Source organism: Cupriavidus sp. C3SS-1, from assembly GCF_057073755.1.
In genome coordinates this window covers 830082-851573 of sequence record NZ_CP172699.1, presented here as the reverse complement: position 1 = coordinate 851573, position 21492 = coordinate 830082, and the positions used below count along the sequence as shown (strand labels likewise).

At 64.6% G+C, this 21492-nt stretch carries 16 protein-coding genes and 1 other RNA gene; 8 read left to right on the top strand and 9 right to left on the bottom strand.

Annotation, left to right across the window (positions count from 1 at the left end; genetic code table 11):
* The first annotated feature begins 67 nt into the window (after nt 1–67).
* Nucleotides 68–280: a DUF2061 domain-containing protein gene (locus tag ACIGJC_RS03990; protein ID WP_483710731.1), complete on the top strand. Its 213-nt coding sequence runs from the start codon at nt 68–70 to the stop codon at nt 278–280.
* On the opposite strand, the gene aroA is transcribed toward ACIGJC_RS03990, so the two are convergent.
* The 7 genes from aroA to gyrA form a co-directional block, all read right to left on the bottom strand.
* Nucleotides 270–1574 carry a 3-phosphoshikimate 1-carboxyvinyltransferase gene (gene aroA / locus ACIGJC_RS03985; RefSeq protein WP_483710730.1) on the bottom strand — a complete coding sequence of 435 codons (1305 nt, stop codon included), beginning with the start codon at nt 1572–1574 and terminating at the stop codon, nt 270–272. The two genes, ACIGJC_RS03990 and aroA, sit on opposite strands and share 11 nt — an antisense overlap.
* Nucleotides 1575–1612: 38 nt before the next feature.
* Nucleotides 1613–2509, bottom strand: a complete 897-nt coding sequence (locus ACIGJC_RS03980; protein ID WP_483710729.1) for a prephenate dehydrogenase — start codon at nt 2507–2509, stop codon at nt 1613–1615.
* A 75-nt stretch (nt 2510–2584) separates the two neighbouring features.
* The gene (gene hisC / locus ACIGJC_RS03975) at nt 2585–3715 is read right to left on the bottom strand and encodes a histidinol-phosphate transaminase (protein ID WP_483710728.1); all 1131 of its coding nucleotides are present in this window, start codon (nt 3713–3715) and stop codon (nt 2585–2587) included.
* 18 nt (nt 3716–3733) lie between these two features.
* On the bottom strand, nt 3734–4882 hold the full coding sequence (gene pheA / locus ACIGJC_RS03970; protein ID WP_483710727.1) for a prephenate dehydratase: 1149 nt from the start codon (nt 4880–4882) through the stop codon (nt 3734–3736).
* 95 nt (nt 4883–4977) lie between these two features.
* Nucleotides 4978–6129 (bottom strand): 3-phosphoserine/phosphohydroxythreonine transaminase, encoded by a 1152-nt coding sequence (serC, locus tag ACIGJC_RS03965; RefSeq protein WP_483710726.1) that lies wholly within the window; start codon nt 6127–6129, stop codon nt 4978–4980.
* A gap of 116 nt (nt 6130–6245) precedes the next feature.
* Nucleotides 6246–6809 carry a DUF2059 domain-containing protein gene (locus ACIGJC_RS03960; protein WP_276099751.1) on the bottom strand — a complete coding sequence of 188 codons (564 nt, stop codon included), beginning with the start codon at nt 6807–6809 and terminating at the stop codon, nt 6246–6248.
* Nucleotides 6810–6891: 82 nt separating this feature from the next.
* A complete protein-coding gene (gene gyrA, locus ACIGJC_RS03955; RefSeq protein ID WP_483710725.1) occupies nt 6892–9561 on the bottom strand; it encodes a DNA gyrase subunit A in 2670 nt (889 codons plus the stop codon).
* A 437-nt stretch (nt 9562–9998) separates the two neighbouring features.
* Here gyrA and ompA point away from each other — a divergent pair, with 437 nt between their 5' ends.
* The 5 genes from ompA (at nt 9999) to ACIGJC_RS03930 (ending at nt 13154) form a co-directional block, all read left to right on the top strand.
* Nucleotides 9999–10655: an outer membrane protein OmpA gene (ompA, locus tag ACIGJC_RS03950; protein ID WP_211947270.1), complete on the top strand. Its 657-nt coding sequence runs from the start codon at nt 9999–10001 to the stop codon at nt 10653–10655.
* A 120-nt stretch (nt 10656–10775) separates the two neighbouring features.
* Nucleotides 10776–11525, top strand: coding sequence for a bifunctional 2-polyprenyl-6-hydroxyphenol methylase/3-demethylubiquinol 3-O-methyltransferase UbiG (gene ubiG, locus ACIGJC_RS03945; RefSeq protein WP_483710724.1), 750 nt, complete (start codon nt 10776–10778; stop codon nt 11523–11525).
* The gene (gene gph, locus ACIGJC_RS03940) at nt 11522–12187 is read left to right on the top strand and encodes a phosphoglycolate phosphatase (RefSeq protein WP_483710723.1); all 666 of its coding nucleotides are present in this window, start codon (nt 11522–11524) and stop codon (nt 12185–12187) included. The genes ubiG and gph overlap by 4 nt, the downstream gene beginning before the upstream one ends.
* Nucleotides 12188–12265: 78 nt before the next feature.
* Nucleotides 12266–12625, top strand: a transfer-messenger RNA (tmRNA) gene (gene ssrA, locus ACIGJC_RS03935).
* Nucleotides 12626–12752: 127 nt separating this feature from the next.
* Entirely contained in the window at nt 12753–13154 is a 402-nt protein-coding gene (locus tag ACIGJC_RS03930; protein ID WP_483710722.1) for a hypothetical protein, read from the top strand.
* Between the two features lie 32 nt (nt 13155–13186).
* Here the strand turns inward: ACIGJC_RS03930 and ACIGJC_RS03925 are convergent, their stop codons facing one another.
* Together ACIGJC_RS03925 and ACIGJC_RS03920 are read right to left on the bottom strand one after the other, a co-directional pair.
* Nucleotides 13187–13702: a cyanophycin metabolism-associated DUF1854 family protein gene (locus tag ACIGJC_RS03925; RefSeq protein ID WP_483710721.1), complete on the bottom strand. Its 516-nt coding sequence runs from the start codon at nt 13700–13702 to the stop codon at nt 13187–13189.
* Nucleotides 13695–15989, bottom strand: coding sequence for a cyanophycin metabolism-associated ABC transporter (locus ACIGJC_RS03920; RefSeq protein WP_483710720.1), 2295 nt, complete (start codon nt 15987–15989; stop codon nt 13695–13697). The genes ACIGJC_RS03925 and ACIGJC_RS03920 overlap by 8 nt, the downstream gene beginning before the upstream one ends.
* A gap of 241 nt (nt 15990–16230) precedes the next feature.
* On the opposite strand from ACIGJC_RS03920, the gene cphA (ACIGJC_RS03915) reads away from it, so the two are divergent.
* On the top strand, nt 16231–18867 hold the full coding sequence (cphA, locus tag ACIGJC_RS03915; RefSeq protein ID WP_483710719.1) for a cyanophycin synthetase: 2637 nt from the start codon (nt 16231–16233) through the stop codon (nt 18865–18867).
* Between the two features lie 30 nt (nt 18868–18897).
* Nucleotides 18898–21468, top strand: coding sequence for a cyanophycin synthetase (cphA, locus tag ACIGJC_RS03910; RefSeq protein WP_483710718.1), 2571 nt, complete (start codon nt 18898–18900; stop codon nt 21466–21468).
* Nucleotides 21469–21492: the final 24 nt, after the last annotated feature.

Sequence of the window (21492 nt, the reverse complement as noted above, 5' to 3'; positions counted from 1 at the left end):
TCCTACCAGGACGCAGCGCCCCGCTCGTTCCGGTTATTCCCTCTCTTCATGCGCGAGGCAATCTACCATGGCCAAGACCCTGACGTTCGGCATCATGCACCTCGGTATCGCCTTCAGCGTGACCTACACGCTGACGGGGAGCCTGGCCGTCAGCGGCGCGGTCACCTTTATCGAGCCCGCCATCAATACTGTGGCGCACTACTTCTTCGACCGCTACTGGGCACGGCGGGAGCGCCGGCACGAACCGGCGCAAACGGGCACCACGGCGCTTAGCGCGTGATGGCGCCGAATACCGTGAAATAGTCCGGAAACGTCTTGGCCACGCAGCCGGGCTCGTTGATGCGGACCGGCAGCGGGCCGAATGCGGCCAGCGAGAAACACATGGCCATGCGATGGTCATCATAGGTGCCAATGCCATCGGCCGGGGTCTGCCACTGTGCGGGCGGTACCACCTTCAGGTAATCCGCGCCCTCCTCGACCTGGGCTCCGAGCTTGCGCAACTCGGTCGCCATGGCCGTGATGCGATCGGTTTCCTTCACCCGCCAGCTGGCGATATTGGTGAGCGTTGTCGTGCCTTCGGCGAACAGCGCGGCCACCGCCAGGGTCATGGCGGCGTCGGGAATATGATTGCAGTCCAGCTCGATACCGTTCAGGCGCCCGTCGTCGCGTTCGGTGCCGCGAACTTCGATCCAGTTATCGCCCGCCATGACGTTGGCGCCCATCCGGTTCAGCGCCTCGGCAAAGCGCACATCGCCCTGGATGCTCGCCATGCCCACGCCTTCCACCCGCACGGGACCGCCGCCGATCGCGCCGGCCGCAAGAAAATAGGACGCGGACGACGCATCGCCCTCGACAAAGATCTCTCCCGGCGAACGGTAGACCGCACCAGCGGGAACAATGAACCGCTCCCAGCCTTGCCGCTCGACATCGATGCCAAAACGCGAGAGCAGGTTCAGCGTGATCTCGATATACGGCTTGGAGATCAGTTCGCCGATCACTTCGATCTCGATCCTGCCAGTGGCCGCCTGTGCCATGGGCAAGGTCATCAGCAAGGCCGTCAGGAACTGGCTCGACACGTCGCCGCGCACGCGGATCGGCGCATCGATGCGGATCTGCGCGGCGCGGATATGCAAGGGCGGAAAGCCGTCAGTGCCGAGGTAGCCGATGTCCGCGCCAACCTGGCGCAGGCCGTCGACAAGATCACCGATAGGCCGTTCGTGCATGCGCGGCACGCCCGACAGCTTGTAGTCGCCGCCCTGCAGCGCGAGCGCAGCGGTCAGCGGACGAATCGCGGTGCCGGCATTGCCCATGAACAGCTCCGCCGCCTTGACGGGAAAACTGCCGCCCGAGCCGGTGACGATATAGTCGCTGCCTTCCTGGCGCCACGCGACGCCGAGCGTCTTCAGCGCCTGCAGCATGACGCGCGTGTCGTCGGAGTCGAGCAGGTCGCGCACGCGCGTCTCGCCGCCGGCCAGCGCTGCCAGCAGCAGCACGCGGTTTGAAATGCTCTTCGAGCCCGGCAAACGGACGGTGCCCGCGGCGCGGGTAAGAGGGCCAATCGTCAGGTGTTCCATGGTCTTCACACTAGGGCGCGCATCACGGCTGCGCCGATTCAGGGTTCAATGTTGGCCGCGGCCTCGCGGTCCGCGCCCCATTGCTGGCGAGTCTTGCTCGCGCGCGCAAAAATGCGCTCCAGCGCCGCGCCGTCGCCCTTCTCGATCTGCGTCCTGAGATGCGTCAGCACCGACTGGTAGGTATTCAGCTCGCGCAGCAGTGCCTCGCGATTGGCCACGCAGATATCGCGCCACATTTCCGGCGACGACGCGGCAATGCGCGTGAAGTCGCGGAAGCCGCCACCGGCGAACGCGAGCTTGAGCGCAGCGTCCTCGGCATTGCCGACCTGCGCGACCAGCGCGTACGACAGCACGTGTGGCAAATGGCTGACGGCGGCAAAGACCGCGTCGTGCTGCACCGCCGACAGGATGTGGCACTCGGCACCGGCGCTTTCCCACATCGCGCGCACCGCGGCGACATCGGCTCGCGCGTTTTCCTGCAGCGGGCATACCACGGTTTTCTTGCCGACATAGAGGTCGGCGAGCGCGGCTTCCACGCCATTCAGCTCGCGACCCGCAATCGGATGCGCCGGGACAAACTGGGCCGCCTTGTCGCCAAGCGCCGTCTTGGCCGCCATGATCACATCGGACTTGGTGCTGCCCGCATCGGTCACGATGGTGCCCGGCTGCAGGTGCGGCTCCAGCGCGTGCAGCAGCGCGAAATTCTGCGCCACCGGCGCGCACAGCACGATCACGCTGGCGTCGCGTGCTGCGTCTTCCAGCGAAGCGGCTTCGTCGATGACACCGAGGTCCAGCGCCTTCTGCAGCGAGGCCGGCGAGCGGCCCACGCCTATTACCTTGCCGACCACACCGGCGCGCCTGAGCGCAAGCGCGAGCGAACCGCCGATCAGGCCGACACCAACAATCACAACACGGGGAAAATGCAGAGCGCTCACAATCTCAGCCCTCGGGGGCGGGCAATACAGCGAATTTGAAAATAGCGAAAACTGGGATGCATGTCGTCGCGCAGCTTACTTCAGCGCGCGCTCCAGCGCCGCGATAAATGCAGCGTTCTCATCAGGCAAGCCGATCGTGACACGCAGCCAGCGCGGCAAGCCGTAGTTGCCTACAGGACGGACAATCACGCCCTGCCTGAGCAATGCCAGGTTGACACGCGCGCCGGCGTCATCGTCTTCGCCCACGCGCACCAGCACGAAATTGCCGGACGAAGCGACGGACTCAAGTCCAAGGCGCGAAAACGCGTCGACAAGTTGCGCCTTGCCGGCACGGTTCAGCTCGGCGCTGCGCTGCAGGAATGCCGTGTCGCCCAGCGCCGCAACCGCCGCGGCCTGGGCCACGCTATTGACGTTGAACGGCTGGCGGATACGGTTCAGCAGATCCGTCAGCTCGGGCTGCGCTACCGCATAACCGATGCGCAGGCCGGCGAGTCCATATGCCTTCGAGAATGTGCGTGACACCAGCAGGTTTGGATAGCGGCGCACCCACGCCACCGAGTCATATTGCTGGTCATCGTCGAGGTATTCGTAGTACGCCTCGTCCAGCACCACGGCCACATGGGCGGGCACCTTGGCCAGGAATGTTTCCAGCGCCGCTGCAGGCGCGAACGTTCCGGTCGGATTGTTCGGGTTGGCGACGAACACCAGGCGGGTATCGGCAGTGATTGCCGCTGCCATGGCATCGAGATCATGGCCGTAATCGCGCGCCTTCACCACGATCGCGCGCGCGCCTATTTCCTGGGTCGCCAGCGCATAGACCGCGAACGAGTACTCGGCATACACCACCGACTGTCCCGGCGTGACCAGCGCGTGCGCGGCCAGCTCAAGGATGTCGTTGCTGCCATTGCCCAGCGTGATCCAGTCCTGCGGCACGCCGAGCTTCGCGGAAAGCGCTGCCTTGAGCTCGAAGCCGTTCGAGTCGGGATAGCGCCCAAGCTCGGCCACCGCCGCGGCCACCGCGTGCCTTGCGGATTCCGGCATGCCCAGCGGATTCTCGTTCGAGGCCAGCTTGACGATGCTGGACTCGTTCAGCCCGAACTCGCGCGCCACCTCGGAAATCGGCTTGCCCGCCACATAGGGCGAGATTGCCCTGACGTAATCCGGGCCAAACGGCAATTTGCCGCCCTGGTTGCCTTGCTCTGCCATCTTGTCTCCTTGCCGCGCTTACTTGCTGGACGGGTACGACCCCAGCACCTTCAGGTAGGCGGCATTGCGCCGCAGCGTCTCGATCGCGCGTGCGACCGCCGGTTCATGCTGGTGACCTTCGACATCGACGTAGAAGTAGTACTCCCAGGCACCACTGCGCGCAGGACGCGACTCGAAACGGCACATCGACACGCCGTTCTCCGCCAGCGGCGCAAGCAGCTGATAGACCGCGCCGGCCTTGTTGGGCACCGACAGGATCATCGAGGTCTGGTCGCTGCCCGACGGCTCGGTCTCGTACCGTCCGATCACGGCAAAGCGCGTGCGGTTATGCGGATCGTCCTGGATATGCGGTCGGATGACATGGAGGTGATAGCGGTTGGCCGCCGTTTCGCCGGCAATCGCCGCGACGGTCGGATCTTCGCTCGCCATGCGCGCGGCCTCGGCATTGCTCGATACCGCCTGGCGCTCCAGATGCGGATAGTTCGCGGTCAGCCAATTCTGGCACTGCGCCAGCGCCTGCGCATGCGCGCGCACGACCTTGACGCCCTTCATGTCGGGCGAAGACGCCATCAGGTTGTGGTGCACCTTCAGCGCGATCTCGCCGCTGATCTTCAGCGAAGTCTGCAGGAACAGGTCCAGCGTGCGCGACACCGCGCCTTCGGTGGAGTTCTCGACCGGCACCACGCCGTACTCGACGGTCCCCGCCTCCACCGCGCGGAACACCTCGTCGATGCTCGGGCATGGCACGCCGGATACTTCATGGCCGAAGTGGGCATAGAGGGCCTGTTCGGAGAACGTACCGGCCGGGCCCAGAAAGGCAATTTCCAACGGCTTTTCCAGCCCGCGGCAAGCCGACATCACCTCGCGCCAGATCGACGCGACACTTTCGCCCAGCAGCGGCCCGGGATTGGCGGCCTGCACCTTGCGCACGACCTGCAGTTCGCGTTCCGGGCGGAACACCGGCGCGCCGTACTTCTTCTTCACCTCGCCGACATCCAGCGCGAGCTGCGCGCGCCGGTTCAGCATGGCCAGCAGTTCGCGGTCCACGGTGTCGATCTGCTCGCGCAGGGGGGCCAGTTCAGCGCCGAGCGCGCGCTCCGCCTCGCTCGGGGAAGCACCGCTCTGCGGCGTCTCCTCGCGCGCGGTGTTTTTGTCTTCGCTTGTCATTTGCAGGAACCCGTTGGGCCGCTCCGCGCGGGAGGGCCTGAGAATAAAACAACGCCGCGCGCACCGATGGCACGCGGCCGGCCGACGCGGCGCCTTCAGGCAGCGGCGCGTTCGAACTCGCGCATGAAATCGATCAGGGCATAAACGCCTTCGATCGGCATGGCGTTGTAGATGCTGGCGCGCATGCCGCCCACGGACTTGTGGCCCTTGAGTTGCAGCAGGCCGTTGGCGCGGGCCTGCTGCAGGAACGCCTCGTTGCGGGTTTCGTCAGCGAGGAGGAACGGCACGTTCATGCGCGAACGGCAGTGAGGATCGATGTCGTTGCGATAAAAATCGCTCTGGTCGAGGAAGTCATACAGCGCCTTGGCCTTCGCGATATTGCGCTGCTCGATCGCCGGCACGCCGCCCTGGCGCTTCAGCCACTTGAACACCAGGCCCGCAATGTAGATCGCATAAGTCGGCGGCGTGTTGTACATGGAGTCATGCTCCGCCACCACGCGCCAGTTGAACGCCGACGGGCACAGCGGGTGAGCGTGGCCCAGCAGGTCCTCGCGCACGATCACGATGGTCACCCCCGCGGGACCAATGTTCTTCTGCGCGCCGCCATACATGACCTGCACGCGCGACCAGTCCACCGGACGCGAGAGGATATGGCTCGAGGCGTCCGCGACCACGACGCGGCCCTTGTCCTGCCCGATATCCGGGATTTCGTGGAACTCCACGCCACCGATGGTTTCATTGGTGCAGAGGTGCACGTAGGCCGCGTCGTCCGACAGCTTCCAGTCGGCTACTGCGGGGATATTGGTGAACTTGCGGTCCGCGCTCGACGCGGCGATATTGACTTCGCCATAGCGCCGGGTCTCTTGCTCGGTCTTGACCGACCACGCGCCGGTCAGCACGAAATCCGCCTTGGGTTGCTCCGCATTGCGCAGGCGCATCAGGTTCAGCGGCACGATTGCGTTCTCGCCGATGGCGCCGCCTTGCAGGAACAGGATGCGGAAGTTCTTGGGAATGTGAAGAAGTTCGCGCAGATCCGCCAGGGTCTCGGCCAGAATGCCCTCGAACTCCTTGCTGCGATGGCTCATTTCCATGACCGACACGCCCGTCCCATGCCACGACAGCATTTCCTCGGCGGCCTGTTGCAGCACTTCGGCAGGCAGGGCTGCCGGGCCCGGCGAGAAGTTGAAGACACGTTCGGCCAATGCGCGCTGCAAGCCAGCGAGAGCGGGAGTCTGTGGATCGTTCATGGACTGGAAAAGAAAAATGGCTGCCGGTGTAACCCAAGCAGCCATTATCCCTCAAACCCGCATCCCGTAGGGCGATGCGGGGCGGGCGCCGGACCAGCGCCCTGCCAGGCCGGCGATTACTTCGCGGCAGCCGAGATTTCCTTTTCGGCGGCGTCGCGCATCGACTTGCCGACTTGCGGACCGTACTTCTGCATCATCGAACCCCAGATCTCCTGGGTCGCCTTGCCCTGGTTCGCCATGAACTTCTGGCCGGTAGGCGACTTCAGGAACGTGGTCAGGTCCTTGATTTCCTGGGTGCTGTAGTACTTGCCGAAGGCGTCATAGTGCGCCTGGATAGCATCCTTGCGGAAGCCGTCGGTGTTGAACGCCGTGCCGGCGCCGTCGACCATGCGCTGTACGGCACCGTTCTTCTTCAGCTTCTCGACAGCGGCTTGCTTCTGCTTGTCGCTCAGCGTCTTGTTCTCGACCAGCACCTGCTCCAGCACCAGCGGAGCTTCCTGCTTGGCGCCTTGCTGCCAGTTGTCAGCCTGGCCCTTCACAGCCTGGTCAGCCTGCATGACGGAAAGCAGTTCCTTGATGGCTGCGGTCTTGTCCGCGTCCTGGGCGTGGGCATGTTGCGCCACCATGAACGTAGGAACAAAAGCAGCCAGAACAGCGATACGTCGGTAGGTTTTGAGCATTGTGACTCCCTGGAAAATATGTCCGTTTTAGTCCGGCCCGCCATCTGGCGAGTTCCGGCCGGTGTCCTATTGTTGCAACAACTTACGAATTGGCGTCGGCGTCCGTGGGACCGTCGGCTTCTTCCGCCTCTTCCGAGCCGGCGCCGGTATCGGCATCGCTTTCCACAATGCGCTGAAGTCCCGACAATTTGGTACCTTCGTCGACGTTGATCAGCGTAACGCCTTGCGTGGCACGGCCCATCTCGCGGATTTCCGCCACGCGTGTACGGATCAACACCCCACCGGTGGTGATCAGCATGATCTCGTCTTCGGGCGAAACCAGTGCAGCAGCCACCACACGGCCATTGCGCTCGCTCGTCTGGATCGCAATCATGCCCTTGGTGCCGCGCCCGTGTCGAGTGTACTCAGTGATCGGCGTACGCTTGCCGTAGCCGTTCTCCGTGGCGGTGAGCACGCTGCCCGGCGCGTTGGCCTCGGTTTGCTCCGCCGTGTCGACGCCCTCGGCCGTCTCCGCCGGAGCTACCAGCATGGCGATGACCGTCTGGCTTTCGTCGAGGTTCATGCCTCGCACGCCACGGGCCTGGCGACCCATCGGACGCACGTCGTTCTCGTCAAAGCGCACGGCCTTGCCGGCATCCGAGAACAGCATCACGTCGTGCTGGCCATCCGTGACCGCGGCACCGATGAGGTAGTCACCATCATCGAGGTCGACGGCAATGATGCCGGCCTTGCGCGGGTTGGAGAACTCCGTCAGCGCCGTCTTCTTGACCGTGCCGCGGGCAGTCGCCATGAAGATGAAGTGCTCGGCGTCGAACTGGCGCACCGGCAGAATGACGTTGATCTTCTCGCCATCCGACAGCGGGAACATATTGACGATCGGCCGGCCGCGCGAGTTACGCGAACCTTGCGGCACTTCGTAGACTTTCAGCCAGTACAGGCGGCCGCGGTTCGAGAAGCACAGGATGTAGTCGTGGGTATTGGCCACGAACAACGTGTCGATCCAGTCGTCTTCCTTGGTGGCCGTCGCCAGCTTGCCGCGACCACCGCGCTTTTGCGCGCGGTACTCGGAAATCGGCTGACTCTTCATATAGCCGCTGTGGGACAGCGTGACCACCATGTCTTGCGGAGTGATCAGGTCCTCGGTATCCAGCTCGGTCGCGTTCAACTCGATTTGCGAACGGCGATCGTCTCCGAATTCCGCGCGGATAGCGGTCAGTTCGTCGGAGATGATGGTGGTGATGCGCTCCGGACGGGCCAGGATATCGAGCAGATCGGCGATAATCGCCATCACTTCGCGATATTCCTGGACGATCTTGTCCTGTTCCAGGCCCGTGAGGCGTTGCAGGCGCATCTGCAGAATTTCCTGCGCCTGCGAGTCCGAAAGCCGGTACAGGCCATCGGACTGCATGCCAAACACGGCTGGCAGGCCATCCGGACGGTAGGAGGCCCGACCCCCCGGGGTGTCGGATTCGGCACGTGAAAGCATCTCGCGAACCAGGCCGGAATCCCAGGACTTCGTCATCAGTTCCTGCTTCGCGATCGGCGGCGTCGGCGCCGCCTTGATGATGGCGATGAACTCGTCGATATTGGCCAGCGCGACGGCCAGGCCTTCCAGCACATGGCCGCGCTCGCGCGCCTTGCGCAGCTCGAACACCGTGCGGCGGGTCACCACCTCCCTGCGATGCTGCAGGAAGTACTCCAGCATCTGCTTCAGGTTGAGCAGGCGCGGCTGGCGGTCGACCAGGGCCACCATGTTCATGCCGAAGGTGTCCTGGAGCTGGGTGTTCTTATATAGGTTGTTGAGGACGACCTCAGGCACTTCATTGCGCTTGAGTTCGATCACCACGCGCATGCCGGACTTGTCCGACTCGTCACGGATGTCCGAGATGCCCTCGACCTTCTTGTCGGTGACCAGTTCGGCGATACGCTCCAGCAGCGTGCGCTTGTTCACCTGGTACGGCAGCTCGTCGACGATGATAGCCTGGCGCTGGCCGCGGTCAATGTCTTCGAAGTGCGTGCGGGCACGCATGACGACACGGCCACGTCCGGTGCGATAACCCTCGCGCACGCCCTGGATGCCGTAGATAATGCCGGCGGTCGGGAAATCGGGCGCGGGAATCAATTCAATCAGCTCGTCGATTGTCGCCTGCGGATTACGCAGCAGGTGAAGACAGCCGTCGACAATTTCATTCAGGTTATGTGGCGGGATATTGGTGGCCATGCCGACCGCAATACCCGACGAACCATTGATAAGCAGATTCGGAATTCGCGCCGGGAGAATAGCCGGCTCTTTTTCCGAACCGTCATAGTTCGGATCGAAATCGACTGTTTCCTTGTCGATATCGTGAAGCATCTCGTGGGCGATTTTCGAGAGGCGGATTTCGGTATAACGCATGGCGGCCGCGTTATCCCCGTCCACCGAGCCGAAATTCCCCTGGCCATCGACCAGCATGTAGCGCAGCGAGAAATTCTGCGCCATGCGGACGATTGTGTCGTATACAGCAGTGTCGCCGTGTGGGTGGTACTTACCAATCACATCGCCGACGATACGGGCCGATTTCTTGTACGCCCGGTTCCAGTCGTTGTTGAGCTCATGCATCGCATAGAGCACGCGCCTGTGAACCGGCTTCAAGCCATCTCGTACATCGGGAAGCGCCCGGCCCACGATCACGCTCATTGCGTAATCCAGATACGAGCGGCGCATTTCCTCTTCGAGGGAGACCGGAAGGGTTTCTTTTGCGAATGGATCCATTGCGGCGTGGTTTATGCGGCGGGTTTAAGCGAAAGGAGGCCGGTGTTTTCCGCCCCTATGCGCGAGGCATCCGGCGGCTGGCCAACGTGCCATTCTAACATGCGCGCGAACCCGCCTCCGCCCCCCTCCGCCGCCCCTGTCCAGGCCTCCGGCGCGCTTGACTTGAAACCCGTAAAGCCTGATGCCACAAGGCTTTCCGGGTAGTTCAAGAGCCATGTTGCACAAACACCACAGGGGCCAAAACCCGTTGATTGAATCGAATATATTTACTTCTTAGGAAACGAGCCTTGTGGCACAATTCCCCAGCGAAGAGCCAGACGTTGTTCGAAGTGGAGCATACACCACATCGAGAATGTTATACTCCGAAGAATGTATGACTTGTTTTCGTCCATTTGCTCGCAGTAACCCTGCGGTGATCTCATCCTGAGAGGAGAAATATGAAAAAATTTGCCAAGCTCGCGCTCGTTGCAGCTACCGCAGTAATGGCTGCATCCGCTCAAGCCCAGTCCGTCCCCTATGAAAAGAAGGCCGTGAATGACAACTGGGGCAACGGTACGAGCGAGTACGTGTGGAAGAATGGCACGAACGAGCTCTGCTGGCGCGACAGCTCCTGGACCCCGGCTACCGCCAATGCCCTGTGCGACGGCGCCCTGGCCCCGGCCGCAGCACCGGCACCGGCACCGGCACCGGTTGCTCCTCCGGTTGTTTCCAGCGAGAAGGTCACTTTCGCTGCTGACACCCTGTTCGACTTCGACAAGGCTGTCCTGAAGCCGGAAGGCAAGGCCAAGCTGGACGACCTGGTCTCGAAGCTGCAAGGCATTACCCTGGAAGTCATCATCGCCGTTGGCCACACCGACTCGTTCGGCTCGGACAAGTACAACGATCGCCTGTCGATCCGTCGTGCTGAATCGGTCAAGGCTTACCTGGTGAGCAAGGGCGTTGAAGCCAACCGCGTGTACACCGAAGGCAAGGGCAAGCGTCAGCTGAAGGTCGACGCAAAGTCGTGCAAGGGCACTCGCAAGGCCCAGATCGCCTGCCAGCAACCGAACCGTCGCGTGGAAGTCGAAGTGGTCGGCACCCGCAGCGCACGTTAATCGGAACTTTTCCGATGCAGAAAAGCCCAGCGCAAGCTGGGCTTTTTTTTTGGTACAGTTGGCCAGACTTCCTTCTATCTGCCGGCTCGCGCACATGGCGCCGAGCCAGCACCGCACACCATGACGTCGCCTACGCAAACCCTGCCGCCCTCGGCTGGCAATACCGCCGGCCGAAACGCCGACCCCAAGGAAATCGACAAATTCAGCGAACTGGCCCATCGCTGGTGGGATCCCAACAGCGAATTCAAGCCGCTGCACGACCTGAACCCGTTGCGCCTGGGCTGGATCGACGGGATCGCCGGACTGGCCGGCAAGAAGGTGGTCGATATTGGCTGCGGTGGGGGCATCCTGTCTGAAAGCATGGCACGGCTGGGGGCCCAGGTGCGCGGTATTGACCTGTCAAGCAAAGCTCTGCGCGTCGCTGACCTGCATAGCCTGGAGTCCGGCGTTGCCATTACCTACGAGGAAATCGCCGCCGAAGCGCTCGCGGCCCGTGAGCCGGGAAGCGTGGATGTCGTGACTTGCATGGAGATGCTGGAACATGTGCCGGACCCCGCCTCCATCATCCAGGCTTGCACAACGCTGGTTCGTCCCGGCGGTTATGTTTTCGTGTCCACGATCAATCGCAATCTGAAGGCCTACCTGATGGCCATCGTGGGTGCCGAGTACATCCTGCAGATGCTGCCGCGCGGCACGCACGATTATGAAAAGTTTATTACGCCCTCCGAACTCGCTCGATTTGCGCGCAATACCGGGCTGGAGCTGCTCGAGGTACGCGGCATGACTTACAACCCGCTCTCGCAGATCTATTCGCTGGGCCGGGATACGGACGTGAATTACATGATGGCTTTCCGCCGGGTGGGCGAATGAGTACCAGGATTGACGCCGTATTTTTCGATCTGGACGGCACGCTGGCCGATACCGCACCCGACCTGGCCGCTGCCGCCAATCGCCTGGTAGTGGAGCAGGGACGCCCCCCCGTCGCGTACGAGAAGTTGCGGCCGGTCGCCTCGCATGGCGCCCGCGGACTGCTCGGTGCAGCGTTCGGCAAGCAGCCCGAAGACCCTGACTTCCCTGCCCTGCGCGACCTGTTCCTCGATTATTACGAAGCCGACATTGCCGTTCATACCCGCCTGTTCGACGGCATGCCCCAGGTGTTGGCCGCGCTCGAGGCCGCCGGCATCCGCTGGGGCATCGTCACCAACAAGATCGCGAGATTCACAGTTCCACTCGTGGCCGCCATCGGGCTCGCGCCGAGGGCCTCTGCCGTGGTCAGCGGCGACACGACGCCATACGCGAAACCTCATCCCGCGCCACTGTTGCACGCCGCCGAAGTGAGCGGCGTGGCACCGCAACGATGCGTCTATGTGGGCGACGACTTGCGCGATATCCAGGCCGGCAAGGCAGCCGGCATGGTCACCATCACCGCCGCGTATGGATACTGTGGCGAAGGCGAACCGCCGGAAAGCTGGGGCGCCGACTACCTGGTGCGGCATCCTGCGGAGTTGATTCCGCTGCTCATGCCGGCCTAAGCTGGCGTTCGCAAGCAAAAACGGAACCCGGCGCGGCAACATCCGTCCAAACCGGGTACAATCCGTTTTCTCATCACTGGGGCCGACCTGGTTTCGACGTGGGTTGCGAAGCAGTGGAGGGCATACCGAGGACCCGTCACCTCGTTAATCAATGGGAATGTAATAACTGCTAACGACGAACGTTACGCACTGGCAGCCTAAGGGCCGCCGTCCTCGCACTGGCTCGCTGACGGGCTAGGGTTCGCAAGAACCAGCGAGGTCATTTACGTCAGATAAGCCCCGTCGGTGTCACGACTGCAGGGACGAAAACCAAGTGACTCGCCGTAACAGAGCGTGTTCGTCCGCGATGGTACGGTTAAATCAAACGACAGAACTAAGTATGTAGAACTCTCTGTGGAGGGCTTGCGGACGCGGGTTCGATTCCCGCCGGCTCCACCAGTATTTCCGAAACCCAGCCTTTGCCAGGCTGGGTTTTTTCTTGGCCGGATGGCCGCAAGACAAGCTGTCCGCCCACGCCGCATTGGCGTCTACAATACCGTCCTGCAGTCTGCCCTGTAGCGTTGCCATGTCCGACTATCCCCGCTTCACCATCAACCGCGCGCTGGTCGCGATCGTTCCGGAGCAGCCGTTCCTGGACTGGATCCGGGCTGTCGACCCGGAGCCCGTGCCCAACCTGACGCTCGAACACGTGCGGGAAGACCAGAGCGTTTTCCTCCTGCCGGAGGAACTCGCGGACACCGCCGACAGTGCCCGGCATTGGGTGGAAAAACGCTGGCGCAGTTTCTTCGAATTCATGCTCGCCGAGTGGTTCGACGAGTCACTGTGGCCAGAAAAGTTGTCGCTGGCCATGTTCCGCGACTGGTTCAGCCTTCACTACCACTCGACGGTATTCGACATGGTCGCGGACACCCCGCTGATGCACGACGACCTGTACGACGACGAAGACGGCGAGGAACTGCTGCACTGACGCGGCACCCCGCGCCGCCATCAGCGCAAAGTTCAGAGGAAGCGGTCGAGTATCTTGCGGCTGTGGCGATCCAGCGCCATCAGGTCGCGGATCAGGTAATGGATGCCGTGGCTGTCCGAAATCAGCAGCGTGCTGCCGGCCAGGCGGCGGATGTCTTCCTCGCCGCGCAACACCAGCGTGGTCCGTCCCCGGTCGGTCTGCACGGTCCACTCGCTCGGCGTAGCGAACGTAGCGACGCTGACGATGTGCTGGATCTCGGGCATGAATTCGCGCGCGGCCAGTTCTTCTTCCACCAGCGCACGCTGCTGTCCCGAAAGCCCGTCGAGCCGCGGCACCCAGGCCAGCTCGCGGCCATCCGTGCTCATCATGCCGATGCCATCATCGGGCGCGCCGATCGGGAAGGCGCGCACCGGCACCACGCCCTCGTGCGCCGTGCCGTCGCCAAGCGTCAGCACCAGCTTGCCGAGTGCGTTGCGGCTCAGCGTGAATTCGGTATCGGGAATTTCGTCGGCGTCGAGATTGGCGTCGAGATTGGCGTCATTAAGCATTGGCGGTCTCCGTGCCCAGCAGGGATTCCTCATCGGCCGGCTGGTCCTCGGTATCGACGTTGCGGGCTTGCGCCTGGTAGAGCTTGTAGTAGGCACCTTCGCTTGCGAGCAACTCATCGTGACCGCCCACTTCGACGATCTGGCCGCGGTCCATCACCACCAGGCGGTCGGCCTTGCGCAGCGTGGACAGACGATGCGCGATGGCGATCGTGGTCCGCCCCTGCACCAGGTTATCCAGTGCCTTCTGGATTTCCTTCTCGGTCTGCGTATCGACCGACGAAGTTGCCTCGTCCATGATCAGGATGCGCGGGTTGATCAGCAGCGCGCGCGCAATCGAAATGCGCTGGCGCTCGCCACCCGACAGCGCCTGGCCGCGTTCGCCGACCAGCGAATCGTAGCCGTGCGGCAGCCGCAGGATGAATTCATGCGCATGCGCGGCGCGTGCGGCCGCAACGATCTCCTCGCGCGTGGCGTCAGGCTTGCCGTAGGCGATGTTCTCCGCGATCGTGCCGAAGAACAGGAACGGCTCCTGCAGGACCAGGCCGATATGGCGGCGGTACTCCGAAACCGGCAGCGAACGGATGTCGATGCCGTCGACGCGGATCGCACCTTCGGACACGTCATAGAAGCGGCAGATCAGGTTGACCAGCGTGCTCTTGCCCGAGCCGCTGTGCCCGACCAGTCCGATCATCTCTCCTGGCGCTATCGACAGGTCCAGGCCGCGGATCACCGCGCGGTTGCCGTAGCGGAAGCCGAGGTCGCGCATTTCGATGGCGCCCTCCACCTTCTCCAGCTTTGCCGGACGCACGGGCTCCGGCACGCTCGACACGTGGTCGAGAATGTCGAAGATGCGCTTGGCGCCGGCCGCCGCCTTCTGCGTGACCGAGACGATGCGGCTCATCGAATCGAGCCGCGTATAGAAGCGGCTGATATAGGTCAGGAAAGCCACCAGCACACCCACCGTGATGGCGCTGTGCGAAACCTGCCAGATACCGAACACCCACACCACCAGCAGCCCGATTTCAGTGAGCAGCGTCACGGTCGGCGTGAACAGCGACCACACCGCATTCACGCGGTCGTTGATGGCCAGGTTGTGCTTGTTGGCCTCGCGGAAGCGGGCCACTTCACGCTTCTCCTGCGCGAAGGCCTTGACCACGCGAATGCCCGGAATGGTGTCGGCCAGCACGTTGGTGATCTCCGACCAGATCCGGTCGATCTTCTCGAAGCCATGGCGCAGCCGGTCGCGCACCAGGTGGATCATCCACGCGATGAACGGCAGCGGCACCAGCGTCACCAGCGCGAGCCACGGATTGATCGAGATGAGGATGGCCGCTGTCATCACGATCATCAGCACGTCGGTCGCGAAGTCGAGCAGGTGCAGCGACAGGAAGACGCAGATGCGATCGCTTTCCGAGCCGATGCGCGCCATCAGGTCGCCCGTGCGCTTGCCGCCGAAGTATTCGAGCGACAGCTTCAGCAGGTGCTCGTAGGTGGTGGTGCGCAGGTCCGCGCCGATACGCTCGGACACGCGCGCCAGCAGGTAAGTGCGCGCCCAGCCCAGGCTCCAGGCCACCAGTGCCGCGCCCAGCAGGCCTGCCAGGTACAGGCGCACCAGGTCATAGTTGATCGGCACGCCGTTCTGGAACGGAATCAGCACCTTGTCCATCAGCGGCATGGTCAGGTACGGCGGCACCAGCGTGGCCGCCGTGGACAGCAGCGTGAGGAAGAAACCCGTCAGCAGCTCCCAGCGGTACGGGCGCGCAAAGCGCCACAGGCGCAGCAGCGCCCAGGTCGATGGCGGTGTTTCCTGTTCACGGCTGCACTGCGGGCATTGCTCCTCGCCGGGCGGCAGCGGGGCTTTGCAGGTGGGGCACAGCACTTCGCCGGCATCCTGCGGCACCGCGGCTACAGCGGCGTCGCGGCGCGCCTCGAACTGGTCGACCAGCCGCAGCGCGGCGGGATTGTAACCAAGCGTGTAGCGCCAGCAGGCGAAGCGAGCCGTGCCATTGCCCAGTTCGAGGGTGCCAACGCCCGCGTGGTCGGTATGCGAGAGGTGCAGGCCGGGCTCGATGGCCCATTCCCGCACACTTTTTTCACCTGGAGCACGCGCTATAAGGCGCCGGTCCGTCACAACCAGCCACCCTTGGGTAAAATGCAGCCTCGCGTCGAGGTCGAGTTCCAGCCCGGCCAGGACGGTCTCGCCGGGGCGAAGCGCGGCGCCGGCTTCGGGCCGCCAGGGCTCGTCCGGGGCGTTGCTTTGTGAGACAGGCAGGGAGGATTGGGTCATTGTCGGCGCGCCTTGCAGCGTCCAGCTGAAACGGACATAACTTGAAACAATTTAGAATGGCCGCACACTGGCGGCCCGCGAATTTGCCCGCAAGTATACATAACGCAAACCAGCGGGGCTCCTGATGCATTGCACAATCGGATGTCAGCTAAAGAAGTCAACCTGACGTATGCTGTAACGTTACTGAAAGGTTAGGCTTCCATTTCTCGGGTGTTTCCGCCCATTGCCTCAAGCTAAATCAATGAAAAAGAAGGACATTGAGATTTTCGATGTCATGTCGCTGCGCGGCCCGAATATGTGGACATATCGGCCCGTGCTGGAGGCGTGGGTCGATATCGGGGAGCTGGAGGATTTTCCCTCCAACACGATTCCGGGGTTCTACGAACGGCTGTCGACGTGGTTGCCGACGCTGGTCGAGCATCGCTGCAGCATTGGCGAGCGCGGCGGCTTCCTGCAGCGCCTCAAGGAAGGCACATGGCCGGGCCACATCCTGGAACACGTGACGCTTGAGCTGCAGAACCTGGCCGGCATGCCCGGCGGGTTCGGCAAGGCCCGCGAGACCCCGGTCCGCGGCGTCTACAAGGTGATCGTGCGCGCCTGGCACGAGGAAGTCACGCGCGCCGCGTTGTTCGCGGCACGCGACCTGGTGATGGCCGCGATCGAGGACCGCCCGTTCGACGTCCCCGCCGTCGTCGACAACCTGCGCCGCCTGGTCGATGAGCACTGCCTCGGCCCGAGCACGGCCTGCATCGCCGATGCCGCCGATGACCGCGACATCCCGTCCATCCGCCTGTCCGACGGCAACCTGGTGCAGCTCGGCTACGGCGCGCGCCAGCGCCGCATCTGGACGGCCGAGACCGACCGCACCAGCGCCATCGCCGAGAGCATTTCGCGCGACAAGGACCTCACCAAGAGCCTGCTGGAATCGTGCGGCGTGCCGGTGCCCGAAGGCCGCATGGTCGAGTCGCCCGAAGACGCCTGGGAAGCCGCCGAGGACATCGGCGTGCCCGTGGTGGTCAAGCCGTACGACGGCAACCATGGCCGCGGCGTCTTTACCAACCTGGTGACGCGCGAAGAAGTCGCGACTGCCTACGCGGTGGCAATCGAGGAAGGCAACGGCGTGATCGTCGAGCGCTTCATCCCCGGCAACGAGCACCGCCTGCTGGTCGTGGGCGGGCGCATGGTCGCCGCCGCGATGGGCGAGACCGCCAGCGTGGTGGGCGACGGCAAGTCGACCATCGAAGAACTGATAGAACTGCAGATCAATTCGGACCCGCGCCGCGGCAGCACCGAAGATCATCCGCTGAACCGCGTCCGGCTGGACTCGGCGGCGCGCCTGGAGCTCAAGCGCCAGGGCATGGATGGCACCTCGGTCCCGCCCGAAGGCAGGACGGTGCTGATCCAGCGCACCGGCAACGTGGCCTTCGACGTCACCGACCGCGTGCACCCGAGCGTGGCCGCGCATGCGGCGCTGGCCGCGCGCGTGGTCGGCCTGGATATCGCGGGCGTGGACCTGGTGGCCGAGGACATCTCGCGCCCGCTGGCCGAGCAACGCGGTGCCATCGTGGAAGTCAACGCCGGCCCGGGCCTGCTCATGCACCTCAAGCCGGCGGAAGGCACGCCGCGCCCGGTGGGCCGCGCCATCGTCGACCACCTCTTCCCCGAGGGCGACGACACCAACCCCGGCCGCATCCCGGTGGTCGGCATTACCGGCACCAACGGCAAGACCGTGGTGGCCAAGCTGGTCGCCCGCCTGCTGCAGCTGTCGGGCAAGCACACCGGCCTGGCGTGCAGCGACGGCCTGTTCCTGGACCGCCGCCTGGTGCAGGGCGGCGACCGCGCCAACTGGGACGCCGGCCACCGCATCCTGATGAACCGCGCGGTGGAAGCCGCCGTGTTTGAGAACGACAGCGGTGCCATCCTTTCCGAAGGCCTGGTCTATGACCGCTGCCAGGTCGGCGTGGTCACCAACTTCGATGCGCCCGACCACATGGGCGACTACTACGTCGAAGATGAAGACCGCATGTTCAACGTACTGCGCACGCAGGTTGACGTGGTGCTCAAGAACGGTGCCGCCGTGCTCAACGCGCGCGACGAACGCGTGGTGGAAATGGCCGAGCTGTCGGACGGCGACGTGATCTTCTTCGGCCTGTCCGCCGAACTGCCGGCCATCGTCGCGCATCGTGCGAACGGCAAGCGTGCCGTGTTCGTGCGCGACGGCAAGGTCGTGCTGGCCACCGGCCACAGCGAAACGCCGCTGACCGATGTCGCCGCCATTCCGGTGACCTACGCCGGCCGCGTCTCGTTCCAGGTGGAGAACGTGCTGGCGGCCGTCGCCACCGGCTGGGCGCTGGGTATCTCCAACGACCTGATCCGCGCGGGCATCGTGACCTTCGACGTGGGCCAGGTCGACGTGCCGGGCCGCTTCACGCTGTTCGAGCGCAACGGCGCCATCGTCGTGGTGGATGACGCGCACAACGCCCCTGCGCTGGAGGCCCTGGCCGCCGCGCTGGACCGTTTCCCGGCCGAACGCCGCATGATCGTCTACGGTGCCGGCGTGCAGCGCCGCGACGAAGACATGGTCCGCCAGGGCAAGGTCCTGGGCGCCAGCTTCGACCGCGTGTTCCTGTGCGAAGACCAGAGCGTCAAGCGCGCGCTGCCTGACACCGAGGCTCGCGCCCTGCTCAAGCAAGGTCTCTACGAGGGGCGCCGCGTCACCAAGATCATCGACGAAGGCACGCGCCGCGACGCCATCGAGACCGCGCTTGGCCAGTTGGTGGCCGGCGACCTGCTGGTCCTGCAGTGCGACGAAGGCGCCCCCGGCGCCACCGTCGACCGCGTGCACCAGTGGATGGGCCAGCCCCCGCGCCGCGCCTGACGGCCCGAAGAAGAACGGAACCCAGAATCTATGGAAGTCTCTCGCATCCGGGCCCTGCGCGGCCCGAACCTGTGGTGCCGCCACACCGCCATCGAGGCGATCGTGGCCTGTCCGGAACCCTCGGACATGGTTGCCGCCCTGCCCGGCTTTGAAGACCGCTTGCGCGCGCGCTTTCCCGACATCGGGCCGCTGCATCCGGATGAAGACGCCGGCGAGCTGTCGCTCGCGCACGTGCTGGAAGGCGCCACGCTGCGCCTGCAGGCCGCGGCCGGCTGTCCCGTGACGTTCAGCCGCACGGCGCAAACCGTCGAGCCCGGCACCTACCAGGTGATCGTGCAGTACAGCGAGGAAGAAGTCGGCCGCCTGGCGTTCGACCTGGCCCAGGCGCTGTGCCTGGCCGCGCGCGACGACGCGCCGTTCGACCTGGACGACGCGCTGCACCGCCTGCGCGAACTCGACGAGGACGTGCGCCTCGGGCCCAGCACGGGCTCCATCGTCTACGCCGCCGTGGCGCGCGGCATTCCGTATCGCCGCCTGACGCAGGGTTCGATGGTGCAGTTTGGCTGGGGCAGCAAGCAGCGCCGCATCCAGGCCGCCGAAACCAGCGCGACCAGCGCCGTGGCCGAATCCATCGCGCAGGACAAGGAGTTGACCAAGAGCCTGCTCCACGCGGCCGGCGTGCCGGTGCCGTTGGGCCGCTCGGTGCGCAGCGCGGAGCAAGCCTGGGAAGCCGCGCAGGAAATCGACGCGCCCGTGGTGGTGAAGCCGCGCGACGGCAACCAGGGCAAGGGCGTGGCCGTGCGCATCCGCACGCGCGAAGAAGTGATGACGGCCTATGAGGTAGCTTCGGACATCAGTTCCGACGTGATCGTCGAGCGCTACATCCCGGGCCATGATTTCCGCCTGCTGGTGGTCGGCAAGCACCTCGTCGCCGCCGCGCGCCGCGATCCGCCGCAGGTGATCGGCGATGGCTCGCATACCGTGCGCCAGCTGGTCGAGGAAGTGAACCGCGACCCGCGCCGCGGCGAGGGCCATGCGACTTCGCTCACCAAGATCCGCTTTGACGATATCGCCCTGGCGACGCTGGCCAAGCAGGGCCTGACTGCGGAATCCGTGCCGCCGAAGGGCACGCGCGTGGTGCTGCGCAACAACGCCAACCTGTCGACCGGCGGCAGCGCCACCGACGTGACCGACGACGTCCACCCGGACATCGCCGCGCGCGCCGTGGCAGCCGCGCAGATGGTCGGCCTCGACATCGCCGGCGTGGACGCCGTGTGCGAGACCATGCTCAAGCCGTTCGAGGAACAGGCCGGCGGCGTGGTCGAAGTCAACGCCGCGCCGGGCCTGCGCATGCACCTGCAGCCTTCATACGGCAAGGGCCGCGCGGTGGGCGAAGCCATCGTGTCGACCATGTTCGCCGACGGCGACGATGGCCGCATCCCGGTGGTGGCGGTATCGGGCACCAACGGCAAGACCACCACGGTCCGCCTGATCACTCATCTGATGGCCACCAGCGGCCTGCGCATGGGCATGACCGGCACCGACGGCGTCTATATCCGCGGCGAGCGCATCGACACCGGCGACTGCAGCGGCCCGCGCAGCGCGCGCAACGTGCTGCTGCATCCGGACGTCGATGCCGCCGTGTTCGAGACCGCGCGCGGCGGCCTGCTGCGCGAAGGCCTGGCCTTCGATCGCTGCGACGTGGCCGTGGTGACCAACGTCGGCGAAGGCGATCACCTGGGCCTGTCGTTCATCAGCACGGTGGAAGACCTGGCCGTGCTCAAGAGCGTGATCGTGCAGAACGTGGCGCCGCACGGCATGGCCGTGCTCAACGCCGCGGACCCGATGGTGGTGCGCATGGCCGATGCGTGCCCGGGATCGGTGACGTTCTTCGCGCATGACCCGGGCCAGCCGGCCATGGCCACGCACCGCGCGCAGGGCAAGCGCGTGGTGTTTGTCGACGGCGACCATATTGTGGCCTCCGAAGGCGACAACGAAGTGCGCTTTGCGCTGGCCGAGATCCCGCTCACGCGCAACGGCACGATCGGCTTCCAGGTGGAAAACGCCATGTCGTCGATCGCCGCGGCCTGGGCGCTCGGCATCGACTGGACCATCATCCGCCGCGGCCTGGCGACCTTCGTCAACGACGCGCAGACGGCCCCGGGCCGCTTCAACGTGTTCGACTACCGCGGCGCCACGCTGATTGCCGACTACGGCCACAACCCGGACGCCATCCAGGCGCTGTGCAATGCCGTGCAGACCATGCCCGCCAAGCGCCGCATGGTGGTGATCAGCGGTGCCGGCGACCGCCGCGACGAAGACATCCGCAAGCAGACCCAGATCCTGGGCGGCGTATTCGACGAGGTCATCCTGTACCAGGACCAGTGCCAGCGCGGCCGCGAGGACGGCGAAGTGCTCGCCCTGCTGCGCGAGGGCCTGCAGGGCGCCACGCGCGCCAGCACGATCGACGAGATCCGTGGCGAGTTTGTGGCCATCGACACGTCGCTGTCACGGGTGCAGGCCGGTGACCTGTGCCTGATCCTGGTGGACCAGGTCGATGAGGCGCTGGCGCACATCGCCAGCCGCGTCGCGCAGGGATAAGCCAGCAGCCTGGATGGACAAAGG